17 protein-coding genes are annotated in these 19,878 nt (G+C 65.4%); 3 read left to right on the top strand and 14 right to left on the bottom strand.

Annotated features, from left to right (window positions below; all coding sequences use genetic code 11):
* Window positions 1-83 precede the first annotated feature (83 nt).
* Entirely contained in the window at window positions 84-2,021 is a 1,938-nt protein-coding gene (acs, locus tag JVX91_RS00205; RefSeq protein WP_205337474.1) for an acetate--CoA ligase, read from the bottom strand.
* 61 nt (window positions 2,022-2,082) lie between these two features.
* Entirely contained in the window at window positions 2,083-3,171 is a 1,089-nt protein-coding gene (locus tag JVX91_RS00200; RefSeq protein WP_205337473.1) for a DJ-1/PfpI family protein, read from the bottom strand.
* 103 nt (window positions 3,172-3,274) lie between these two features.
* On the opposite strand from JVX91_RS00200, the gene JVX91_RS00195 reads away from it, so the two are divergent.
* Window positions 3,275-4,249 carry a helix-turn-helix domain-containing protein gene (locus JVX91_RS00195; protein WP_205337472.1) on the top strand — a complete coding sequence of 325 codons (975 nt, stop codon included), beginning with the start codon at window positions 3,275-3,277 and terminating at the stop codon, window positions 4,247-4,249.
* Window positions 4,250-4,290: 41 nt separating this feature from the next.
* Here the strand turns inward: JVX91_RS00195 and pgi are convergent, their stop codons facing one another.
* The 11 genes from pgi to dksA all read right to left on the bottom strand — a co-directional run bounded on the left by pgi (window position 4,291) and on the right by dksA (window position 17,157).
* Complete coding sequence (gene pgi / locus JVX91_RS00190) at window positions 4,291-5,955, bottom strand: glucose-6-phosphate isomerase (protein WP_205337471.1); 1,665 nt, start codon at window positions 5,953-5,955, stop codon at window positions 4,291-4,293.
* 89 nt (window positions 5,956-6,044) lie between these two features.
* Complete coding sequence (gene panD, locus JVX91_RS00185) at window positions 6,045-6,425, bottom strand: aspartate 1-decarboxylase (protein ID WP_017518923.1); 381 nt, start codon at window positions 6,423-6,425, stop codon at window positions 6,045-6,047.
* A gap of 118 nt (window positions 6,426-6,543) precedes the next feature.
* Window positions 6,544-7,395, bottom strand: coding sequence for a pantoate--beta-alanine ligase (gene panC, locus JVX91_RS00180; RefSeq protein ID WP_205337470.1), 852 nt, complete (start codon window positions 7,393-7,395; stop codon window positions 6,544-6,546).
* Window positions 7,395-8,192: a 3-methyl-2-oxobutanoate hydroxymethyltransferase gene (gene panB / locus JVX91_RS00175; protein ID WP_205337469.1), complete on the bottom strand. Its 798-nt coding sequence runs from the start codon at window positions 8,190-8,192 to the stop codon at window positions 7,395-7,397. Before panB ends, panC begins: the two co-directional genes overlap by 1 nt.
* Window positions 8,193-8,332: 140 nt before the next feature.
* Complete coding sequence (gene folK / locus JVX91_RS00170) at window positions 8,333-8,818, bottom strand: 2-amino-4-hydroxy-6-hydroxymethyldihydropteridine diphosphokinase (protein WP_205337468.1); 486 nt, start codon at window positions 8,816-8,818, stop codon at window positions 8,333-8,335.
* Window positions 8,815-10,221: a polynucleotide adenylyltransferase PcnB gene (locus JVX91_RS00165; protein ID WP_205337467.1), complete on the bottom strand. Its 1,407-nt coding sequence runs from the start codon at window positions 10,219-10,221 to the stop codon at window positions 8,815-8,817. The genes folK and JVX91_RS00165 overlap by 4 nt, the downstream gene beginning before the upstream one ends.
* Window positions 10,222-10,983: 762 nt before the next feature.
* Window positions 10,984-12,420 (bottom strand): sigma-54 dependent transcriptional regulator, encoded by a 1,437-nt coding sequence (locus JVX91_RS00160; protein WP_205337466.1) that lies wholly within the window; start codon window positions 12,418-12,420, stop codon window positions 10,984-10,986.
* 26 nt (window positions 12,421-12,446) lie between these two features.
* A complete protein-coding gene (locus JVX91_RS00155) occupies window positions 12,447-15,398 on the bottom strand; it encodes a sensor histidine kinase (protein WP_205337465.1) in 2,952 nt (983 codons plus the stop codon).
* Window positions 15,382-15,558, bottom strand: coding sequence for a hypothetical protein (locus JVX91_RS00150; protein ID WP_015478907.1), 177 nt, complete (start codon window positions 15,556-15,558; stop codon window positions 15,382-15,384). Before JVX91_RS00150 ends, JVX91_RS00155 begins: the two co-directional genes overlap by 17 nt.
* Window positions 15,559-15,757: 199 nt before the next feature.
* Window positions 15,758-16,645, bottom strand: coding sequence for a tRNA glutamyl-Q(34) synthetase GluQRS (gene gluQRS / locus JVX91_RS00145; protein ID WP_205337464.1), 888 nt, complete (start codon window positions 16,643-16,645; stop codon window positions 15,758-15,760).
* 68 nt (window positions 16,646-16,713) lie between these two features.
* On the bottom strand, window positions 16,714-17,157 hold the full coding sequence (dksA, locus tag JVX91_RS00140; protein ID WP_015478905.1) for an RNA polymerase-binding protein DksA: 444 nt from the start codon (window positions 17,155-17,157) through the stop codon (window positions 16,714-16,716).
* Window positions 17,158-17,492: 335 nt separating this feature from the next.
* Here dksA and JVX91_RS00135 point away from each other — a divergent pair, with 335 nt between their 5' ends.
* On the top strand, window positions 17,493-18,665 hold the full coding sequence (locus JVX91_RS00135; RefSeq protein WP_205337463.1) for a pyridoxal phosphate-dependent aminotransferase: 1,173 nt from the start codon (window positions 17,493-17,495) through the stop codon (window positions 18,663-18,665).
* The gene (gene sfsA, locus JVX91_RS00130; protein WP_205337462.1) at window positions 18,665-19,372 is read left to right on the top strand and encodes a DNA/RNA nuclease SfsA; all 708 of its coding nucleotides are present in this window, start codon (window positions 18,665-18,667) and stop codon (window positions 19,370-19,372) included. Before JVX91_RS00135 ends, sfsA begins: the two co-directional genes overlap by 1 nt.
* A 114-nt stretch (window positions 19,373-19,486) precedes the next feature.
* On the opposite strand, the gene JVX91_RS00125 is transcribed toward sfsA, so the two are convergent.
* On the bottom strand, window positions 19,487-19,825 hold the full coding sequence (locus JVX91_RS00125; protein WP_205337461.1) for a Rieske 2Fe-2S domain-containing protein: 339 nt from the start codon (window positions 19,823-19,825) through the stop codon (window positions 19,487-19,489).
* Window positions 19,826-19,878 lie beyond the last annotated feature (53 nt).

Raw genomic sequence — 19,878 nt, 5'->3', positions numbered from 1 at the left:
CGTGGCGGACAGGCCTCGGGGCAAGGACGGCAGGTCTGTATTCTAAACCTAGCATCTTTGCGCCCCAGGCCTGAAGCGCGCCGTCAACGGTTGAGGCGGTTGTCGATCAGCCCCTGGACCACGCTGGGATCGGCGAGGGTCGAGGTATCGCCCAGGTTCTCCAGCTCGTTGCAGGCGATCTTGCGCAGGATGCGCCGCATGATCTTGCCGGAACGGGTCTTGGGCAGGCCCGGCGCCCATTGCAGCATTTCCGGCTTGGCGAAACTGCCGATTTCCTTGCTGACCAGCGCCAGCAGCTCCTGCTTGAGGCCATCGCTGGGCTCGACGCCATTCATGGTGGTGACGAAGGCGTAGATGCCCTGGCCCTTGAGGTCATGCGGATAGCCGACCACGGCGGCTTCGGCGACCGAGTCGTGCAGCACCAGCGCGCTCTCCACCTCGGCAGTGCCGATGCGGTGGCCCGAGACGTTGATCACGTCGTCCACGCGGCCGGTGATCCAGTAGTAGCCATCCTCGTCGCGGCGGGCGCCGTCGCCGGTGAAGTAGTAGCCGGGGTAGGGTTTGAAGTAGGTGTCGATCATCCGCTGGTGGTCGCCGTAGACGCTGCGGATCTGGCTGGGCCAGCTGGCTTTCACGGCGAGTACGCCGGAGCCGGGACCGTCGATTTCCTTGCCCTGCTCATCCAGTAGTACCGGCTGCACGCCGAAGAAGGGGCGGGTCGCCGAACCGGGCTTGAGGTCGGTGGCGCCGGGCAGAGGGGTGATCAGGATGCTGCCGGTCTCGGTCTGCCACCAGGTATCGACGATGGGGCAGCGCTTCTCGCCCACCACGTTGTAGTACCACTCCCAGGCTTCCGGGTTGATCGGCTCACCGACCGAGCCGAGCAGGCGCAGGCTGCTGCGGTCAGTCTTCTGCACCGGAGCTTCGCCCTCGCGCATCAGGGCGCGGATCGCGGTCGGTGCGGTGTAGAAGATGTTCACCTGGTGCTTGTCGATCACCTGCCAGAAGCGCGAGGCGTCGGGATAGTTCGGCACACCTTCGAACATCAGGGTGGTGGCGCCGTTGGCCAGCGGGCCGTAGACGATGTAGCTGTGCCCGGTGACCCAGCCCACGTCCGCGGTGCACCAGTAGATGTCGCCGTCGTGGTAGTCGAACACGTACTTGTGGGTCATCGCCGCGCCCAGCAGGTAGCCACCGGTAGTGTGCAGCACGCCCTTGGGTTTGCCGGTGGAGCCGGAGGTGTAGAGGATGAACAGCGGGTCCTCGGACTCCATCGGCTCCGGTGCGCAATCCTCGCTGGCCTCGCGAAGGGCCTCGTGGTACCAGATGTCACGGCCTTCGACCCACGGGATCTCGCCCTGGGTGCGCTCGACCACCACCACGGTGGAGACGTTCGGGCAGTCCTGCAGCGCCTTTTCCACGTTTTTCTTCAACGGGACGTACTTGCCACCGCGCACGCCTTCGTCGGCAGTGATCACGGTGCGGCAGTCGGCATCGTTGATGCGGTCGCGCAGGGCGTCCGGGGAGAAGCCGCCGAACACCACCGAGTGGATCGCACCGATCCGCGCGCAGGCCAGCATGGCGTAGGCCGCCTCGGGGATCATCGGCATGTAGATGCAGACGCGGTCGCCTTTCTCCACGCCGCGGCTCTTGAGCACGTTGGCCAGGCGGCAGACATGGCTGTGCAGCTTGCGGTAGGTGATGTTGGCGGATTCGGTCGGGTTGTCGCCTTCCCAGATGATCGCCACCTGCTCGCCGCGCTGTTCCAGGTGGCGGTCGATGCAGTTGTAGGTGACGTTGAGCTGGCCGCCCTTGAACCAGGTTGCCTGGCCCTTCGCCAGGTCACCGTGGTGCACCGAGTGCCAGGGCTTGAACCAGTCGAGGAAGACCTTGGCCTGCTCGCCCCAGAAGGCTTCCGGGTCATCCACGGACTGCTGGTAGAGGCGCAGATAGGCATCGTTGTCGAGGTAGGCACGCTTGCGTACGGCCTCCGGCACGGAGTGAAGGCTGATCTCGTACATGGGGAGTCCTTGTTGTTGTTGAGCCGAGATGCCCCAAGGGTGCATCCAAGGCCAGGCGGGTTCAAGGGTTGTCCATGTGGTTTCGACGCGCACCGGTGCGGGAACGTTCAGGCGAAGGGTATTCGAGCTGGGCGGCGACCAGTTGCCGGGTGGCCTCGCCGTAGCGCGCGGCGATACCGTCGAACGCGTACTCCAGCGCCTGGATTGCGTCACCGGTGACTGCGGGTAGCGCGGGGAGATCCTCGCCCCCATCCGGCAGGAATGCCAGGCCGCTGGCGCTGACGACCGGGCCCTGGGCGATACCCTTCACACGGGTGCGGTAGGTGCGCGCCCAGGCATCCGCGCTCAGGGCCAGGGCGATGTCATCGAGGCCCGGGCGCAACTGCACGCCGAAGTCCTCGTGGCTCCAGAAGGCGAGGATGTTGCCGGCCGCGGTGAGGTAGCCGCTCATGCCGAGGCTGAACTGCTGGCTGTCGTGACTCGGCGACCAATCCTGAACGCCCAGCTCACCCGCGAGTGCCCGGGCTTTCTCCGAACCGCCGATGGCGCCCACCAGCGCCAGCGAAGCGGGCAGGGCGGCGGTCAAGCCGGAGGTGGTCATCACCGGGCCGTCCACTACGTAACGGCGATTTTCCTGCCAGTGCGTGTCCGGAAAGTCCTCCAGGCGCTCGCTGCGTGAGTACCAGTGCCCGGTGGCGTGCCGGCCCGCCAGCAGGCCCGCGTGGCCCAGCACCAGTACGCCATCGCAGATGCCGATAACGATGGTGCCCTTCGCGGCCTGATCGCGGACGAAGGCGAGCAGGGCCGCATCCTCGCTGTCATGCACGGCAGGAACGATCAGGTAGTCGGCACCCTGCGGATAGCGCTGCTGGAACTGGGCGACGGTGGCCTGGGCTTGCATCTTCAAGGCTGGCATCAATTGCACCGGGCCGGGGGCGGTCGAAAGCGCGAGCACTTCGGCCACGTCGGCGCGTCGCAGCACGGCCAGGGGCACGACGTAGTCCACCAGTTCGGTCATGCGGTTCTGTGCGACGACGGCGATCAGCGGACGTTGCCGATCGGTGCGCGGCTGGAAGGGTTGCAGCCCCTCGTCGGCCAGCAGAGGGAGCGAATACAGCGACAGAGCAAGGATCAGGGCGAAGGTGCGCATAGGTGTCTCCGGGAGCGGGACTTCCACCTTGCCGGTAGCCACACTGTCACTTCTGACGCTGATCGGTGAATATCTGCCAGGTGCATCCCAGGGAGATTCTTCGATGGCCACGCCTCATCGGGTATTGCTGCTCGTCTTTCCCGAATTCCAGTTGCTCGACGCCACCGGGCCGGCAGAAGTGTTCGCCGCAGTGGATGAGCACCTGCTGCCCGGCGCCAGGCCGGCCTACGAACTCCAGGTGATTTCACCCGGTGGCGGGTTGGTTCGCTCCAGCGCCGGCCTGGAATTGGCGGCGCGGACATTGCCCGGCCCTGATGAGGTGGCTGGCTCCACGCTGCTGGTCGCCGGTGGCTTCGGCGTGCAGCGAGCGATGCAACAGGGCGATATCGCTCGCTGGCTGGTCCAGGCAGGGCCACGGGCGGCGCGCTGCGGGTCGGTGTGCACAGGGGCTTTCCTGCTGGCTCAGGCTGGCTTGCTGGAGGAGCGGCCCGTCGTCACCCACTGGCGTTACACCGAACTGCTGCAGCGGCTGTTTCCACGGCTGCGGGTCATGCAGGACGCGCTGTTCGTGCGTGACGAGCAGTTCTACAGCTCCGCCGGTGTCACCGCCGGGATGGACCTGTGCCTGAGCCTGGTGGAGGAGGACCACGGGCGCGATCTGTCCCTGGCGGTGGCGCGCGGCTTGGTGATGTACCTGCGGCGACCGGGCGGTCAGCGCCAGTTCAGTACCGAACTGCTGGCGCAGCAGGCGCCCCCGGACGGGCAGATGCAGCGTCTGGTGGACTGGCTGCGCGAGCGCCTGGAGAACTCGCTGGAGGTGGACGACATGGCTTCGCAGATGGCGATGTCGACGCGCACGCTGCACCGCTATTGCCAGGCGGAAATGGGAGTGACACCGGCGAAGCTGCTGTTGCAGCTGCGCCTGGAGAAGGCCAGCCAACTGCTGGAGGGAGGAGAGTCATCGCTCAAGCGCGTGGCGTTGCACACAGGCTTCGGCAGCGAATACAACCTGCGTCGCGCCTTCGTGCAGGCGCTGGGCGTGACGCCCGGAGAGTACCGGCAGCGATTCTGCCGGTAAGCGAGGACGGAGGTGCACTGGCATCTCCGTCCCCGTTGGCATCAGCCGCGGTGACGGCCGCGGAAGAAGTCGATCAGGCCCTGGGTGGAGGCGTCCTCGGCGGCGCTTTCCTCGCTGCCGACCAGGCGACCGTAGACCGCCTTGCCCAGCTCCTTGCCCAGCTCCACGCCCCACTGGTCGAAGGCGTTGATGCCCCAGAGGATGCTCTGCACGTAGACCTTGTGCTCGTACATGGCGATCAGCGCGCCCAGGCGACGGGCGCTGATGCGTTCCAGGACCAGGGTGTTGCTCGGTCGGTTGCCCGGAATCACCTTGTGCGGCGCCAGGCGTTGCACTTCGGCCTCGTCCAGGCCTTTGGCGCGCAGCTCGGCCTCGGCCTCGGCGCGGCTCTTGCCGACCATCAGCGCCTGGCTCTGCGACAGGCAGTTGGCGTACAGCCACTGGTGGTGGTCGGCCACCGGGTTGTAGCTGGAGACCGGAACGATGAAGTCCGCCGGGATCAGGTGGGTGCCCTGGTGTAGCAACTGGTGGTACGCGTGCTGGCCGTTGCAGCCCACGCCCCCCCAGATCACCGGACCGGTGCCGGCGGAAACCGGGGTACCGTCCTGGCGCACGCTCTTGCCGTTGGATTCCATGTCCAGCTGCTGCAGGTGGTCGGTGATGTTCCGCAGGTAGTAGTCGTAGGGCAGGATCGCGTGGCTGCGCGCGCCCCAGAAGTCGCCGTACCAGACACCGAGCAGGCCGAGCAGCACCGGAATGTTCTTCTCGAACGGCGAGGTGAGGAAGTGCTGGTCCATGCTGTAGGCGCCGGACAGCAGCTCCTTGAAATTGTTGATCCCCACCGACATGGCGATCGGCAGGCCGATGGCCGACCACAGCGAGTAGCGGCCGCCGACCCAGTCCCACATCGGGAAGACGTTCTCGGGGCGAATACCGAAGGCGGCTGCCGCTTCCTTGTTGCTGGAGACGGCGATGAAGTGACGGTACAGCTCCGCCTCGCTGCCACCCTGCGCCAGGTACCAGGCGCGGGCGGCCTGGGCATTCTTCAGGGTTTCCAGGGTGCCGAAGGACTTCGACGAGACGATGAACAGCGTGGTCTCGGCATTCAGCTTGGCGGTCATCTCACGGAATTCGCTGCCGTCGATGTTTGCCAGGTAATGGCAGCGCACGCCTTTCTGGGCGAACGGCAGCAGGGCTTCAGACACCAGCTGCGGGCCGAGGAAGGAGCCACCGATGCCGATGTTCACCACGTCGGTGATCGGCCGCTCGGTGTAGCCGCGCCACAGGCCGTTGTGCACGGCGGCGACCAGTTCGGTCATCTGGTGCAGCACGCGGTGCACTTCGGGCATCACGTCCTTGCCATCCACCAGCACCTTGTCGCCGATAGGGCGGCGCAGCGCGGTGTGCAGCACCGGGCGCTGCTCGGAGGCGTTAATCACGTCACCGCGGAACATCGACTGGATGGCCTCGCCCAGCTTGGCTTCCTCCGCGAGTTTCACCAGCAGGTCGAGGGTGTCCTGGCGGATCAGGTTCTTCGAGAAGTCGAGGAACAGGCCGCAGGCGCTGAGGGAGAAACGCTTGAAGCGCTCTGGGTCCTCGGCGAACGCCTCGCGCATGGTGAAGTTCTGCAGATCCTGGCGGTGCGCTGCCAGCGCCTGCCAGCTCGCCAGTTTGGTGGCATCCAGCGGGGTGAGGTGGTGTTCCATGACGTACCTTCGGGTAAGACGTGCGTGTTTGAACGTGAGGCTTTCGAACTGGAAAGATGCCCGGTGGTTCCGGGCATTGTCGATTCGGCTCAGGCGAGCTGGACCGGGATCGCGTTGCTGGTGTGGCTCAGCTCGTTGCCCGGCGCCATGTACAGCATGCGCGGCTGGTAACCTTCCAGCTCGGCGTCGCTGAACTGAGCGTACGCGCAGATGATCACCCGGTCACCCACCTTGGCCTTGTGGGCGGCGGCGCCGTTGACCGAAATCATCCGCGAACCCTCTTCGCCACGGATGGCGTAGGTGGTGAAGCGTTCGCCGTTGTCGACGTTGTAGATCTGGATCTGTTCGTACTCGCGAATCCCGGCAAGATCGAGCCACTCGCCGTCGATGGCGCAGGAGCCTTCGTAGTCGAGCACGGCGTGGGTGACTTCGGCGCGGTGCAGTTTGGCTTTGAGCATGATGCTCTGCATGGCGTGGCTCCTCTTCTTCTATGGCGGGAGTGCGGGCGAGTATGCCCGAGCACCCGGAGTCGCTCAAGGCCGCGACTGGCGCGGCTTCGAGGCGAAAATTCGGGTGTCGGGCGGGGAATCAGTCGATGTGGAAGGCGAGGTTATCGATCAGCCGGGTGGTGCCGTGGAAGGCGGCCACGAGGATCACCAACTGGCGGTCATCCGCCGAGGCTGGGCGCAGGCCGAGGGATTCGCGGACTTCCAGGTAATCGATGCGCAGGCCGGCCTGCTCGATCCGCTGGCGCCCTTCGGCGAGCAGCGCGGGATAATCGTGCTGGCCTTGGCGGATGCGCTCGGCCAGGTACTTGAGCGTGGCGTAGAGCACGGGGGCGCTGGCGCGCTGATCGTCGTTCAGGTATCCGTTGCGCGAGGATAGCGCCAGACCATCGTCGGCACGCACTGTCGGCTCGCCGAAGATCTGGATGGGCAGGTTGAGATCGCGCACCAGCTTGCGGATCACCGCCAACTGCTGGAAATCCTTCTCGCCGAACAGGGCCATGTCCGGCTGGACCATGTTGAACAGCTTGCAGACTACGGTGGCGACGCCATCGAAGTGGCCCGGACGGCTGCCGCCGCAGAGACCTTCGGAAACGCCGGTCACGTGCAGGCGGGTTTGTCCGTCCATCCCGTCGGGGTACATCTCTTCCACGGTCGGAGCGAACAGCAGGTGGCAGCCGGCTTCCAGGAGCTTCTCCTGGTCGGCGGCGAGGGTGCGCGGGTACTTGTCCAGGTCTTCGCTGGGGCCGAACTGCAGCGGATTGACGAAGATGCTGGCGACGACGAAGTCGGCACGCTGGCCAGCCTTGGTCACCAGGGCGGCGTGGCCGGCGTGCAGGTTGCCCATGGTCGGCACCAGGGCAATGCGTTTGCCTTCGCTACGCGCACGAGCGACCGCAGCGCGCAGCTCGCGGACTGTCTTGACTGTGTTCATCAGGCGAAACCGTGCTCCGGGCCGGGGAAGGTGCCGTCCTTCACCGCCTTGACGTAGGCGGCCATGGCGGACTGGATGTCGGGTTGGCCTTCGAGGAAATTCTTCACGAATTTCGGTGAGCGGCCAGACAGCGACAGGCCGAGCATGTCGTGCATGACCAGCACCTGGCCGTCGGTGCCGGGGCCGGCGCCGATGCCGATCACCGGAATCTTCACCGCCTCGGTGATTTCGCGGGCCAGCGCGGACGGCACGCATTCGAGCAGCAGGAAAGCGGCGCCGGCCTGTTCCAGGGCGATGGCGTCGGCACGCAGTTGACGTGCTTGGGCTTCCTGGCGGCCCTGGACCTTGAAGCCACCGAACAGGTTGACGGCCTGTGGGGTGAGCCCCAGGTGCGCGCACACCGGAATACCCATCTGGGCGAGGCGCGTGATCGGCTCGGCGAGCCAGGAGCCGCCCTCGAGCTTGACCATGTGGGCGCCTGCCTGCATGACCGCCACCGAGTCGCGCAGCAACTGGTCCAGGGAGGTACCGGATTCGAACGGCAGGTCCGTGACGATCAGCGCGCCCTTGTTACCGCGCTTTACCGCCGCGGTGTGATAGGCCATGTCCTCGACGGTGACCGGCAGCGTGCTGTCGTGGCCTTGCAGCACCATGCCCAGGGAGTCTCCTATCAGCAGCATTTCGGCACCCGCAAGGCTCGCGGTGTGGGCGAAAGTGGCATCGTAGGCGGTCAGCATCGCGATCTTTTCGCCGCTTTGCTTGAGACCTTGCAGGGTGGTCAGGGTGACATCAGGCATGAAAGTGTCCTCGGTTCTGCGCCGGGCAGGGGCAAACGGGGCCCTATAGTCCGGATCGAAAAAGGCGAAGTCAATTGCAGGTGTTACCGGACTGTTACGGCGTTACTGCCAGCCCGCCCCGCACGTGGGCGCAGGATGCCTCAGGAGAGGCGTTCGAGACCGGCAAACGGACAGGCGGCCAGCAGCTCGGGCAGGCTGCGGCCATCGGGCAGGCGCAGGTGCGGAGCGAGGTCCGCGAGCGGGTAAAGCACGAAGGCGCGGGCCTGCATGTGGTAGTGCGGCACCCGCAGGCGCGGCTCGTCGATCAGGCGATCGCCGAACAGCAGGATATCGAGGTCGAGAGTGCGCGGGCCCCAGCGCTCGTCCTTGCGCACCCGGCCCTGCTCCAGCTCGATGGTCTGCAGGGCATCCAGCAGCGCGAGCGGCTCCAGGTCGGTATCCAGCGCGGCAACGGCGTTGACGTAGCGTGGCTGGTCCGGCGGCCCCAGGGGATCGCTGGCATAGAGCGGAGAGACTACGGCGACCTTGGTCGCGGGAACCAGCGCCAGGGCTTTCAACGCGGCTTCGAGCTGCTGGCGCGGCTCGGCGAGATTGCTGCCGAGCCCAATGTACACGCGCTCGCTCATTCGCTGCTGGCGCCTTCGGTACGCGGACCACGACGGCGGCGGTTGCTGCCGCCACGGCGACGTTTGCGCGGCGCAGCGCCGCCTTCTTCCGGCTGGCTGGCCAGGTTGCGGATCATGCCGCGGCGCTCACCGTCGCTGGCTTCCTGGTAATCGGTCCACCAGTCGCCCAGGCCGCCGGTTTCCTCGCCCGCGCTCTCGCGCAACAGGAGGAAGTCGTAGCCGGCGCGGAAGCGTGGGTTTTCCAGCAGCAGGTCGGCCTTCTTGCCCTGGCGGCGCGGCAGGCGCTCCTGCATGTCCCAGATCTCGCGGATCGGGATGGTGAAGCGTTTAGGTACGGCGGTGCGGCGGCACTGTTCGAGGATCAGCTCGTGGGCGGCTTCCTGCATCGCAGGGATCGGCGGCATGCCGCGTTCCTGCAGCTTCAGCACGCGAGCGGGCAAGGCCGGCCAGAGCAGGGCGGCGAACAGGAAGGCCGGGGTGACCGGCTTGCCGAGGCGAATACGCTCGTCGGTATTGGCGAGCGCCTGGCGCATCAGCTTGCCGGCGTATTCGGGGTTTTCTTTCAGGGCCTTGGCGCTGGCCGGGAACAGCGGTGCGAACAGATCGTACTCGTTGAGCAACTCGAAGGTGCGCTCGGCCTTGCCGCTGAGGAACAGCTTGAGTATCTCGTCGAACAGGCGGGCGGACGGAATCTCGTTGAGCAGCGGGGCCAGGCGGCGGATCGGTGCAGCGCTGTGCTTTTCGATCTCGAAATCCAGCTTGGCGGCAAAGCGCACGGCGCGCAGCATGCGCACGGGGTCTTCCAGGTAGCGCTGTTCCGGGTCGCCGATCAGGCGGATCAGGCGGTTGCGGATATCGCGCACGCCATGGGCGTAGTCGAGGATGCGCTCGCCGGTCACATCGAAATAGAGGGCGTTGATGGTGAAGTCGCGGCGCTGGGCGTCGTCTTCAAGCGTGCCGTAGACGTTGTCGCGCAGGATGCGGCCGGCTTCGTTGCGGGAAGCGTGGGCGTTATCGGAGTCGTCGTCTTCGCTGACCGGATGGTTGGCGCGGAAGGTGGCGACCTCGATGATCTCGCGGCCGAAATGTACGTGGACCAGCTTGAAGCGGCGACCAATCACCCGCGCATTGCGGAATTCGGCGCGGACCTGCTCGGGAGTGGCACTGGTGGCCACATCGAAGTCCTTGGGGGGAATGCCCAGCAGCGGGTCTCGTACGCCGCCGCCGACGATGTACGCCTGGTAGCCGGCCTTCGTCAGGCGCTCCACGACGTTCACCGCGTTCCTGCTGAAGTGTTCCCGCCGCAGCGAGTGCTGATGATTGCCAACGACTTCCGGAGTAGTGCGGACGGCGCGCGGACGGCGCAGTGGGGATCGGATGGACTGGATCAGCTTTTTCAGCATGTGTGCACTATCGGGAATGGTTGTGTGAATGGCATGCGCAGTTCTCCGCGAGCCGCGTGGTCACGGTGTTTCCTGGAGGATAGCGGGTGTCTGCCGCTGCCTGGAAACAATTGGCAGCAAATCGGCTGCCTTCTGCGCCGCGGCGATTCTAGCATCGTGGGGGGTGATGATGAAGAAAACTGAAGAAAGGGTCTTGCGGGGAGGAGGGGGAGGGTGTAGCGAAAGCTACTGGGGGAGCCGAGGCTCCCCCCCAAATAGGTGCGTGCTTTGTTTTTATTATGATTACCGGGCTTGTTGTTTTTGTTTGTAGACCCGTCCCTCGACGCTATCTGCTTCGGGGAACCTTCCACACTTGGAAGGGTTCAATAGCAAACGGATTGCTTTGGTCGCTGAGTGAGCAATGACCTTGCGGTCCAACCAGTTTTGCGTGCTGTCTCAAGACAGTTTTATTCTTCTTCGCTGGTTGCGGGACTGGTCCCGACGGCTACCCTTCTCCAAAAGAATCAGTTAGCTGCGCCTCCGCGATCTTGTTTTTGTTGTGCTGGAGTCGTTTCGTCTTGTTCTTATTGTGAGTGGTCGTGCTTGTTATTGTTGTTGTACGAATAACAAAGCAGATGCCGTGCCAACTTTTGCGAATCCTTATTTTTCAAGGGCTTGCGAGGATCGGCCGCCGACAGACAGGCACAAAAAAGCCGGGTTTCCGTTACCGATGAACCCGGCTTTTGTTACGGAGCATGTCTCCGGTAACAGTGTGGGGACCTGTTACGAGTCCGCCGCCGCCCCCGATTTGCGGCGCGGAATGCCCAGGCGCTGGCGACGTTCCCACAGGCATTTGCGGCTGATGCCCAGCTTGCGGGCCAGCTCGGTCTCGGTCATGTGGTCCTGGTGCTCAAGGACGAAGTGCTGGAAGTAGTCTTCCAGCGACAGGTCCTCGGTAGGCTCGTGGTTACTGGCGCTGCCGTTGGTCGGGCGCAGGTCGCCGTCATCGCCGAAGTCGTCTTCCAGATCATCCAGTTCGATGTCGATGCCCAGCAGGTCGGCGGGAATTTCCTGCCCTTCGCTGAGGATCACTGCGCGCTCGATGGCGTTCTCCAGTTCGCGAACGTTACCCGGCCATGGGTAGTGACGAATGGCCTGCTCAGCCTCGTGGGAGAAGGTCAGTGCCTGACGCCCCATCTGGGAGCACTGGCGCGCCAGGAAGGAGCGGGCGATTTCCATCACATCCGGGCCGCGCTCGCGCAGAGGCGGCAGCTTCAGCGAGATGACGTGCAGGCGGTAATAGAGGTCTTCGCGGAACTGGCCGGTCTTGGCCAGCATCTTCAGGTCGCGGTGGGTCGCGGCGATCAGGCGCACGTCGACCTTTTGCGATTGCACCGAGCCTACGCGGCGGATCTCGCCTTCCTGTAGCACACGCAGCAGACGCGCCTGGGCTTCCAGTGGCAGCTCGCCGATTTCGTCGAGGAACAACGTGCCGCCGTCGGCGGCTTCCACCAGACCCGCGCGGCCCGCGCTGGCACCGGTGAACGCGCCTTTCTCGTGGCCGAACAGTTCGGACTCGATCAGGGTTTCCGGGATCGCGGCGCAGTTCACCGAGATCAGCGGCGCCTTGGTGCGCTTGGACAGGTTGTGCAGGGCGCGGGCAACCAGTTCCTTGCCGGTACCAGACTCGCCCTGGATCAGTACATTGGAGTCGGTGGGCGCGACCTTGCGAATCTTGGTGTAGAGCTCCTGCATGGGCGGGCAGGAGCCGATGATGCCGATTTCGCCGTCCGCGGGGGCGGTGTTACCCGCGCCACGCTCGGCGGTCTTGGCGTTACCGCGCGTTTCGGCGGGGGCGTTACGGGCTTCCTGGCGGTCCTTGAGGATGCGTGCCACGGCCTGGAGCATCTCGTCGTGGTCGAACGGTTTGGCGATGTAGTCCACCGCGCCCATCTTCATCGAGTCCACCGCCGAGCGCAGGCTGGCGTAGCTGGTCATGATCAGCACCGGGATACCCTGGGCCAGCTTGATCAGCTCGGTGCCGGGTGCGCCGGGAAGGCGCAGGTCGCTCACGATCATGTCGAACGACGGAATGCTGTAACGCTCCTGGGCTTCCTGCACCGAGCCAGCTTCGCTGACCTGGTACTGGTTGCGCTCGAGCAATCGTCGCAGGGCGGAACGGATGATGGTTTCGTCTTCGACGATGAGGATATGTGCCATGTATTCAGCTCTCTCGACGTGCTCGTTTACTGCTCGGCCGTCGGGCCAGGATGCCGCGGCAAGGTGACGCTGATGCGGGTGCCGCATTCGCGTTCCGGGTCTGCCGGGCTGTCTATGGTGATTTGCCCATAATGCTCTTCCACGATCGAATAGACCAGTGCGAGCCCCAGGCCGGTTCCCTTGCCCGGGTCCTTGGTGGTGAAGAACGGCTCGAACAGACGGTCGATGATCGACTTGGGTATCCCGCTGCCTTCGTCTTCGACGATCAGGTCGATGGCCTGCTCGGAAGCTTCGGTGCGCACGCGGATCGCGCCGTTGGGCGGCGAAGCGTCGCGGGCGTTGGACAGCAGATTGATCAGTACCTGGGCCAGGCGCTGGGAGTCACCTTCCACCCAGTGCTCCGGATCGCACAGGTTGAAGAACTGCACGTCGATGCTGCGCTTGTTCAGCGACAGCAGGCCGATGGCTTCCTGGGCGACGTCGGCCAGGCACACCGGCTCGGCCGCCACCTGCTTGCCGCCGGCGTGGGCGAAGCTCATCAGCGATTGCACGATGCGCGAGACGCGCTTGGTCTGCTCGAGGATCTGTCCGCTGATCTCGGTCAGCTCGCCATCGCCCTCGCGTTCTTCCCGCAGGTTCTGCGCCAGGCAGGCGATGCCGGTGATGGGGTTGCCGATCTCGTGGGCCACGCCGGCGGCCAGGCGACCGATGGAGGCCAGGCGCTCGGAGTGGATCAGCTTGTCTTCCAGCGATTGGGTTTCGGTGAGGTCTTCCACCAGCAGTACCAGGCCACTGTTACCGGGCGCGAGGGGCTCCTCGATCGCCGCCTTGTGCAGGTTCAGCCAGCGGGTCTGGCCTTCGATGGAGAGGCGCTGCTTGTGCAGGTGTTCGTCGGGGGCGTCGATGAAGCCTTCCAGCAGGCCGCGCCACGGCTCGGGCAGGGCGGCCAGCCGCGAGCCGACCACACGTTGCGCGCTGACGCCGGTCAGCTCCTCGATGGCGCGGTTCCACATGAGGATTTCCTGGTCCTTGGCCAGCGAGCAGACGCCCATGGGCAGGTCCTGCAAGGTCTGGCGGTGGTAGCGGCGCAGGGTATCGAGTTCGGCGGCAAGGCCGGTGAGCCGGGAGTGGTAGTCCTCCAGGCGGCTCTCGATGAAGTGGATGTCTTCGGTGACGTAGCTTTCGCTGCTGGCCTTGTAGGGCAGGAAAGTTTCCACCATGTCCTGCGCCACGCTGGGGCCCATCAGGCCGGAGAGGTTCGCCTCGATGCGGTCGCGCAGGCGACGCAGGGCGTAGGGGCGGCGCTCGTCGAAGGGCAGGTGCAGGTCGCGTAGTGCCTGTTCCACTTCGCGCTGGGCCGTCTTGGCGCCCAGCGGTTTGGCCAGTTGGCTAGCGAACTCCTGGGGGGAGACGGCAAGCAGTTCGCGGCGCTGCGGGCGGCGCACGTTGTCCACGGCGCAGGCTTCGGCGGCGCCTTTCTCCTCATCGCTGGCTTCGGTGAACAGCGAGACGAGGGTGAACACCAGCACGTTGGCCGCCAGGGAGGCCAGCGCGGCGAGGTGCCAGGTGGTGTCGTCGAGCACGTACAGCGAATCGAACATCGGCACGTAGATGCTCTGCATGTTCGCCACCAGCGGGGTGAGCATGGTCGCTCCCCACACCAGCATGCCCGCGACCAGGCCGGCGATGAAGCCGCGACGGTTGGCGGTCGGCCAGTAGAGCACGGCCAGCGCGCCGGGGAGGAACTGCAGGGTGGCGACGAAAGAGACGATGCCGAGGTTCGACAGGTCCTGCTCGGCGCCCAGCAGGAGGTAGAAGGCATAGCCGGCCATGATGATCGCGGCGATCAGTGCGCGGCGCGTCCATTTCAGCCAGCGGTAGATGTTGCCCTCGGCCGGCGGCTGGTAGAGCGGCAGCACCAGGTGGTTGAGCACCATGCCGGAGAGCGCCAAGGTCATCACGATGATCAGGCCGCTGGCGGCGGAGATGCCGCCAATGAAGGCGGTCAGGGCCAGCGCGGGGCTGTCCACCGAGATGCCCAGGCCGAGGGTGAAGTATTCCGGGTTGGTCGAGGCGCCCAGGTGCAGGCCGGCCCAGAGGATCGGCGGCACCGCGAGGCTCATCGGCAGCAGGAACAGCGGCAGGCCCCAGCTGGCGCTGAGCAGCGAGCGCGGGTTGAGGTTCTCGGTAAAGGTCATGTGGAACATGTGCGGCATCACGATGGCCGCGGCGAAGAACACCAGCAGCAGCGTGCGCCACGGCCCTTCGGCCAGCGGGGTGTGCAGGGTGCTCAGGGCTTCCTGGTTCTGCAGCAGCCAGACTTCCAGGCCGTCCGGCCCGCCGAACACGCCATAGAGGGCGAACAGCCCGATGGCGCAGAGAGAGACCAGCTTCACCAGCGATTCGAAGGCAATGGCCATCACCAGCCCTTCATGGCGTTCGCGGGTGGCAATGTGGCGCGCGCCGAAGAGGATGGCGAACAGCGTGATCAGCGCGCAGAACGCCAGCGCCGCGCGGTTGGGCTCGGATTCGCGGGTGAGGATGCTGATCGAGTCGGTCACCGCCTGGATCTGCAACGCCAGCATCGGCAGTACGCCGATCAGCATGAACAGCGTGGTCAGCGCGCCGGCCCAGGTGCTGCGGAAGCGGAAGGCGAACAGGTCGGCCAGCGAGGACAGCTGGTACGCCCGCGTAATGCGCAGGATCGGATAGAGCAACACCGGCGCCAGCAGGAAGGCGCCGGAAACGCCCAGGTAGATCGCCAGGAAGCCGTAGCCGTACTGGTAGGCCAGCCCGACCGTGCCATAGAAAGCCCAGGCGCTGGCGTATACGCCCAGCGACAGGGTGTAGATCAGCGGATGGCGCACCAGCCGGCGCGGAATGAAACCGCGCTCGGTGATCCAGGCGATACCGAACAGGACCATCAGGTAGGAGGCGCTGATCAGGATCAGCTGGGTAAGGCTAAAGCTCGTCAGCATCGCGCTGGCTCTGCAGGATGAAGGTGACGACGATCAGGATCAGCCACAGCAGATACGGGCGGTACCAGGCGCCGTGGGGATCGATCCACCAGTCCATGATGGCCGGCGAGAACAGGTAGATGCCCACGACCAGGAGCAACACCAGTCGGTAGATGTACATGTCGTCTCTCTCTTGGTTCGGCGGGCAGGCTACCTGTGCGCACAGTTGCCGGCAAGCCGGCCCACCTCTTGCCGAAGGAGCGGCAGACTTTGTAGGAGCGAGCTTGCTCGCGAACAAGCCCCCGCGGCGGGATTCGGGTTCGCGAGCAAGGGCTAGACGCCCCCCTCGGTCCTACGAAGAGCCGTTGCTGTTTACCAGTCTAGAGCTGCGCGTCTTCCAGCGTCAGGCTATGGGGGATTGCCTCGGCATTCCAGTGCGCGATGCCCCAGGCGAGGACATCACCCCGAGCGCTTTGCGCCAGCCCGGCGGGCGGGTTCTGGCCCAGCGCTTTCAGCGCGCGCACCAGCAGCGGGGCGGCCTGTTCGGCTTCCAGCGGCGGCGAGCGGTAGGACTTGCCCAGCTTGTGGCCGTCGGGCTGGATGATCAGCGGCACATGCAGGTAGCGCGGTGCGGCAATGCCCAGCAGTTCCTGCAGGTAGAGCTGGCGCGGGGTGTTGTCCAGCAGGTCGGCGCCGCGAACGATGTCGGTGACACCCTGCCAGGCATCGTCCAGCACGACGGCCAGTTGATAGGCGAAGAGGCCGTCACGGCGACGGATGATGAAGTCGCCCACGTCGCGGCCCAGGTGCTGTTGGAATTCGCCCTGCAAGCGATCGGTGAAGCGGTAGTCCAGTTCCGGGACGCGGATGCGGATGGCGACGTCGCCGTGCCAGTCATGCTGGGCGTCGCGGCAGGTGCCGGGGTAGATGCCGTGGGTGCCTTCGAGCTGCTTGCGCGAACAGGTGCAGGCGTAGGCCAGGCCGCTGCGCAGCCATTGTTCGACCTGGGCGGCATAGGCGCCGTGGCGGTCGCTCTGGCGCTCCACCGGGCCGTCCCATTCGAAGCCATAGCGTTCGAGGGTTTCGAGGATGGCCATCTGGGCGCCGGGCATCTCGCGCGGCGGATCGAGGTCCTCCATGCGCACCAGCCACTTTCCGCCCACTGCGCGCGCATCCAGGTAGGACGCGACGGCGGCCACCAGCGAACCGAAGTGCAGGTAACCACTGGGCGTGGGGGCGAAGCGTCCGATGTACTGGGTGGCAGGCATGGCGGCTCTTCAATTAAAAGCAGAAACGAAACGGGGCGCCGCAGCGCCCCGTTCGGGATCAACCAGGCTCAGGAGCCCAGCTGCTTTTCCTTGATTTCCGCCAGGGTCTTGCAGTCGATGCACAGGGTGGCGGTGGGGCGGGCTTCCAGACGGCGGATGCCGATCTCGACGCCACAGGAATCGCACCAGCCGTAATCGTTGTCTTCGATCAGCTGCAGGGTCTCGTCGATCTTCTTGATCAGCTTGCGCTCGCGATCGCGGGCGCGCAGCTCGAGGCTGAACTCTTCTTCCTGGCTGGCACGGTCGGCCGGGTCCGGGAAGTTCGCCGCTTCGTCCTGCATGTGGTGCACGGTGCGGTCCACTTCTTCCATCAGCTCAACTTTCCATTTGTTGAGGATGGAGGTGAAGTGCGCGCGCATGCGATCACTCATGTACTCCTCGCCCTTGGTTTCCTGGTAGGGCTCGAAGCCACGAATCAGTTGGCTGCTCTGTTGTTTTGCTTTGGTGGGCATGGATGACCGCCTCTCACTCTCGCTAATCCTCTCGCGGATGGTCCCTCTCCGGCACTGCCGGCCCCGCGCTCGCAGCGGGCGAACTTACCAGAACGATTACCGGGACGCTACTCCCGGTTGTCGAGCCTGCAAGTGCCCGCACATGGCCTGATCGCCAGGTCGCCGACCCATTGGTCATCGCCGATGGGTTTTTCTGCAAACCTGTGCAGGATCGTCTGTGTTTCCCGGACGAAGCCTGCATGTTCCGGGAAGCCGCGCCGCATTGACGTGACCGCCCCAGTATTCATCAGTGGCCTGTTAGAATCCCGGCTCTGTCGCAAAGTTCGGAATATTCCATGGCCACCACTTTCAGTGCGCGCAGCTGCGCCATCGAACCCTTCCACGTCATGGCACTATTGGCGCGGGCCAACGAGCTGCAGGCCGCGGGCCACGACGTCATCCACCTGGAAATCGGTGAGCCGGACTTCACCACGGCCGCGCCCATCGTCGAGGCCGGGCAGAAGGCCCTGGCAAATGGTCACACGCGCTATACCGCCGCACGTGGCCTGCCGGCGCTGCGCGAAGCCATCGCCGGCTTCTACGCCCAGCGCTACGGCCTGTCGATCGATCCGCAGCGCATTCTCGTCACGCCCGGCGGCTCCGGCGCCCTGCTGCTCGCCAGCAGCCTGCTGGTGGACCCGGGCAAGCACTGGCTGCTGGCCGATCCGGGCTATCCCTGCAATCGTCACTTCCTGCGCCTGGTGGAAGGCGCCGCGCAGTTGGTGCCGGTTGGCCCGGAGAGCCGTTACCAGCTCACCCCGGAGCTCATCGAACGGCATTGGGATCAAGATAGTGTAGGCGCTCTCGCCGCATCACCAGCGAATCCTACCGGCACCCTGTTGCACAAGGATGAACTGGCCGCGCTCTCGGCCACGCTCAAGGCGCGTGGCGGTCATCTGGTGGTGGACGAGATCTACCACGGCCTGACCTACGGCATCGACGCGCCCAGCGTGCTGGAGGTGGATGACGACGCCTTCGTCCTCAACAGTTTCTCTAAATATTTCGGCATGACCGGCTGGCGCCTGGGTTGGCTGGTCGCGCCGCCGGAGGCCGTGGGCGAGCTGGAGAAGCTGGCACAGAACCTCTACATCAGCGCGCCGAGCATGGCCCAGCACGCCGCGCTGGCGTGCTTCGAGCCGGCCACCCTGGCGATTCTCGAAGAGCGCCGCGAGGAGTTCCGCCGCCGCCGCGACTATCTGCTGCCGGCCCTGCGCGAGCTGGGCTTCGGCATCGCCGTCGAGCCGGAAGGTGCCTTCTATCTATACGCCGACATCAGTGCCTTCGGCGGCGATGCCTACGACTTCTGCCAGCACTTCATCGAGACCGAGCATGTGGCCTTCACCCCGGGTCTCGATTTCGGCCGCTATCAGGCCTCGCACCATGTGCGCTTCGCCTATACGCAAAGCGTGGAGCGCTTGCAGCAGGCGGTCGAGCGCATTGCCCGCGGCTTGAAGAGCTGGCGCCCCTAATGCGTTTCGAGCCGGCGCTGGAAGAGGCGCGCCTGATCAAACGCTACAAGCGCTTCCTGGCGGATATCGAGACCGCCGGCGGCGAGCTGCTCACCATCCACTGCCCGAACACCGGCTCGATGCTCAACTGCATGAGCGAAGGCTGCCGGGTCTGGTTCAGTCGCTCAGACGACCCCAAGCGCAAGCTGCCGGGCACCTGGGAACTGGTGGAAACGCCGCAGGGCCGCCTGGCCTGCGTGAACACCGGGCGGGCCAACCGCTTGGTGGAGGAGGCGCTGCTGGCTGGCGGTATCCCGGAGCTTGCCGGCTTCGACGAGCTGCGCCGCGAGGTCGCCTACGGGCAGGAGAACAGTCGCGCGGACTTCCGCCTGATGTACGCCGGCAAGCCGGTGTATGTGGAGGTGAAGAGCGTGACCCTGGGCTTTGACGAGACCACGGTTGCGGCCTTCCCCGACGCTGTTACCCAGCGCGGTGCCAAGCACCTGCGCGAGCTCGCGGCGCTGGCGCGCGAAGGCATGCGTGCGGTGCTGCTGTATGCGGTGAATCTGACCGACATTGAGGCGGTGCGCCCGGCGATGGAGATCGACCCGGCCTATGCCGCGGCGCTGGCGGAAGCGCGCAATGCGGGCGTCGAGGTGCTGGCGTATGGTGCGCGGATCGATACGCAGGAAATCAGGCTCGATCGGCCGCTGAAGGTACTGCTGTAACGGCGCGACTGTTTCGGCGCAAGGGCTGTTCGCGAGCAAGCTCGCTCCTACGAGGAGCGGTACGGTGCAGACCGGTAGGCGCCGGCTTGCTCGCCAACCTGCCCGGAATCGCTTCTACCCGCGAGCCTCGTCGGCCACTTCTTCCAGCCAGATGCCGCGCTCGTCTTCATGGCACGGCAACGTCTCCAGCGCGTCGCCCAGGCACGGTCCCTGGATACATTCACCGGTTTCGATCAGGAACAGCGCGCCATGGTGCCCGCATTGCAGCAGCCGCCCGCTGGCGTCGAGGAAGCGCTCGGCGTCGTAGCCCAGCGGAATCTCCCGATGCGGGCAACGGTTGCGGTAGGCATAGACGCGGCCTTGGCGGCGCACGGCGAAGAGGTTCAGGCCGGCAGCCTTGAAGCCCCGGCTCTGGCCTTCGGCCAGGTCGTGCGGGGCGCAGAGCAGGATCATTCGAAAGGGTCTCCATGCGGGGCGGACATTATCCGCGCCCGGATGGCGAGACC

This window comes from Pseudomonas sp. PDNC002 (assembly GCF_016919445.1).
Taxonomy (GTDB): Bacteria; Pseudomonadota; Gammaproteobacteria; order Pseudomonadales; family Pseudomonadaceae; genus Pseudomonas.
This window is presented reverse-complemented; position numbering and strand designations above follow the sequence as displayed.

Bases quoted from the DNA above. Each gene is read 5' to 3' on its own strand.
- JVX91_RS00195 (WP_205337472.1), top strand. From the start codon at position 3,275: ATGGCCACGCCTCATCGGGTATTGCTGCTCGTCTTTCCCGAATTCCAG.
- sfsA (WP_205337462.1), top strand. From the start codon at position 18,665: ATGCGTTTCGAGCCGGCGCTGGAAGAGGCGCGCCTGATCAAACGCTAC.
- JVX91_RS00150 (WP_015478907.1), bottom strand. From the start codon at position 15,558: ATGTACATCTACCGACTGGTGTTGCTCCTGGTCGTGGGCATCTACCTG.
- panC (WP_205337470.1), bottom strand. From the start codon at position 7,395: ATGAACACAGTCAAGACAGTCCGCGAGCTGCGCGCTGCGGTCGCTCGT.
- JVX91_RS00135 (WP_205337463.1), top strand. From the start codon at position 17,493: ATGGCCACCACTTTCAGTGCGCGCAGCTGCGCCATCGAACCCTTCCAC.
- dksA (WP_015478905.1), bottom strand. From the start codon at position 17,157: ATGCCCACCAAAGCAAAACAACAGAGCAGCCAACTGATTCGTGGCTTC.
- JVX91_RS00160 (WP_205337466.1), bottom strand. From the start codon at position 12,420: ATGGCACATATCCTCATCGTCGAAGACGAAACCATCATCCGTTCCGCC.
- acs (WP_205337474.1), bottom strand. From the start codon at position 2,021: ATGTACGAGATCAGCCTTCACTCCGTGCCGGAGGCCGTACGCAAGCGT.
- gluQRS (WP_205337464.1), bottom strand. From the start codon at position 16,645: ATGCCTGCCACCCAGTACATCGGACGCTTCGCCCCCACGCCCAGTGGT.
- panD (WP_017518923.1), bottom strand. From the start codon at position 6,425: ATGCAGAGCATCATGCTCAAAGCCAAACTGCACCGCGCCGAAGTCACC.
- JVX91_RS00165 (WP_205337467.1), bottom strand. From the start codon at position 10,221: ATGCTGAAAAAGCTGATCCAGTCCATCCGATCCCCACTGCGCCGTCCG.
- JVX91_RS00155 (WP_205337465.1), bottom strand. From the start codon at position 15,398: ATGCTGACGAGCTTTAGCCTTACCCAGCTGATCCTGATCAGCGCCTCC.
- pgi (WP_205337471.1), bottom strand. From the start codon at position 5,955: ATGGAACACCACCTCACCCCGCTGGATGCCACCAAACTGGCGAGCTGG.
- panB (WP_205337469.1), bottom strand. From the start codon at position 8,192: ATGCCTGATGTCACCCTGACCACCCTGCAAGGTCTCAAGCAAAGCGGC.
- JVX91_RS00125 (WP_205337461.1), bottom strand. From the start codon at position 19,825: ATGATCCTGCTCTGCGCCCCGCACGACCTGGCCGAAGGCCAGAGCCGG.
- folK (WP_205337468.1), bottom strand. From the start codon at position 8,818: ATGAGCGAGCGCGTGTACATTGGGCTCGGCAGCAATCTCGCCGAGCCG.
- JVX91_RS00200 (WP_205337473.1), bottom strand. From the start codon at position 3,171: ATGCGCACCTTCGCCCTGATCCTTGCTCTGTCGCTGTATTCGCTCCCT.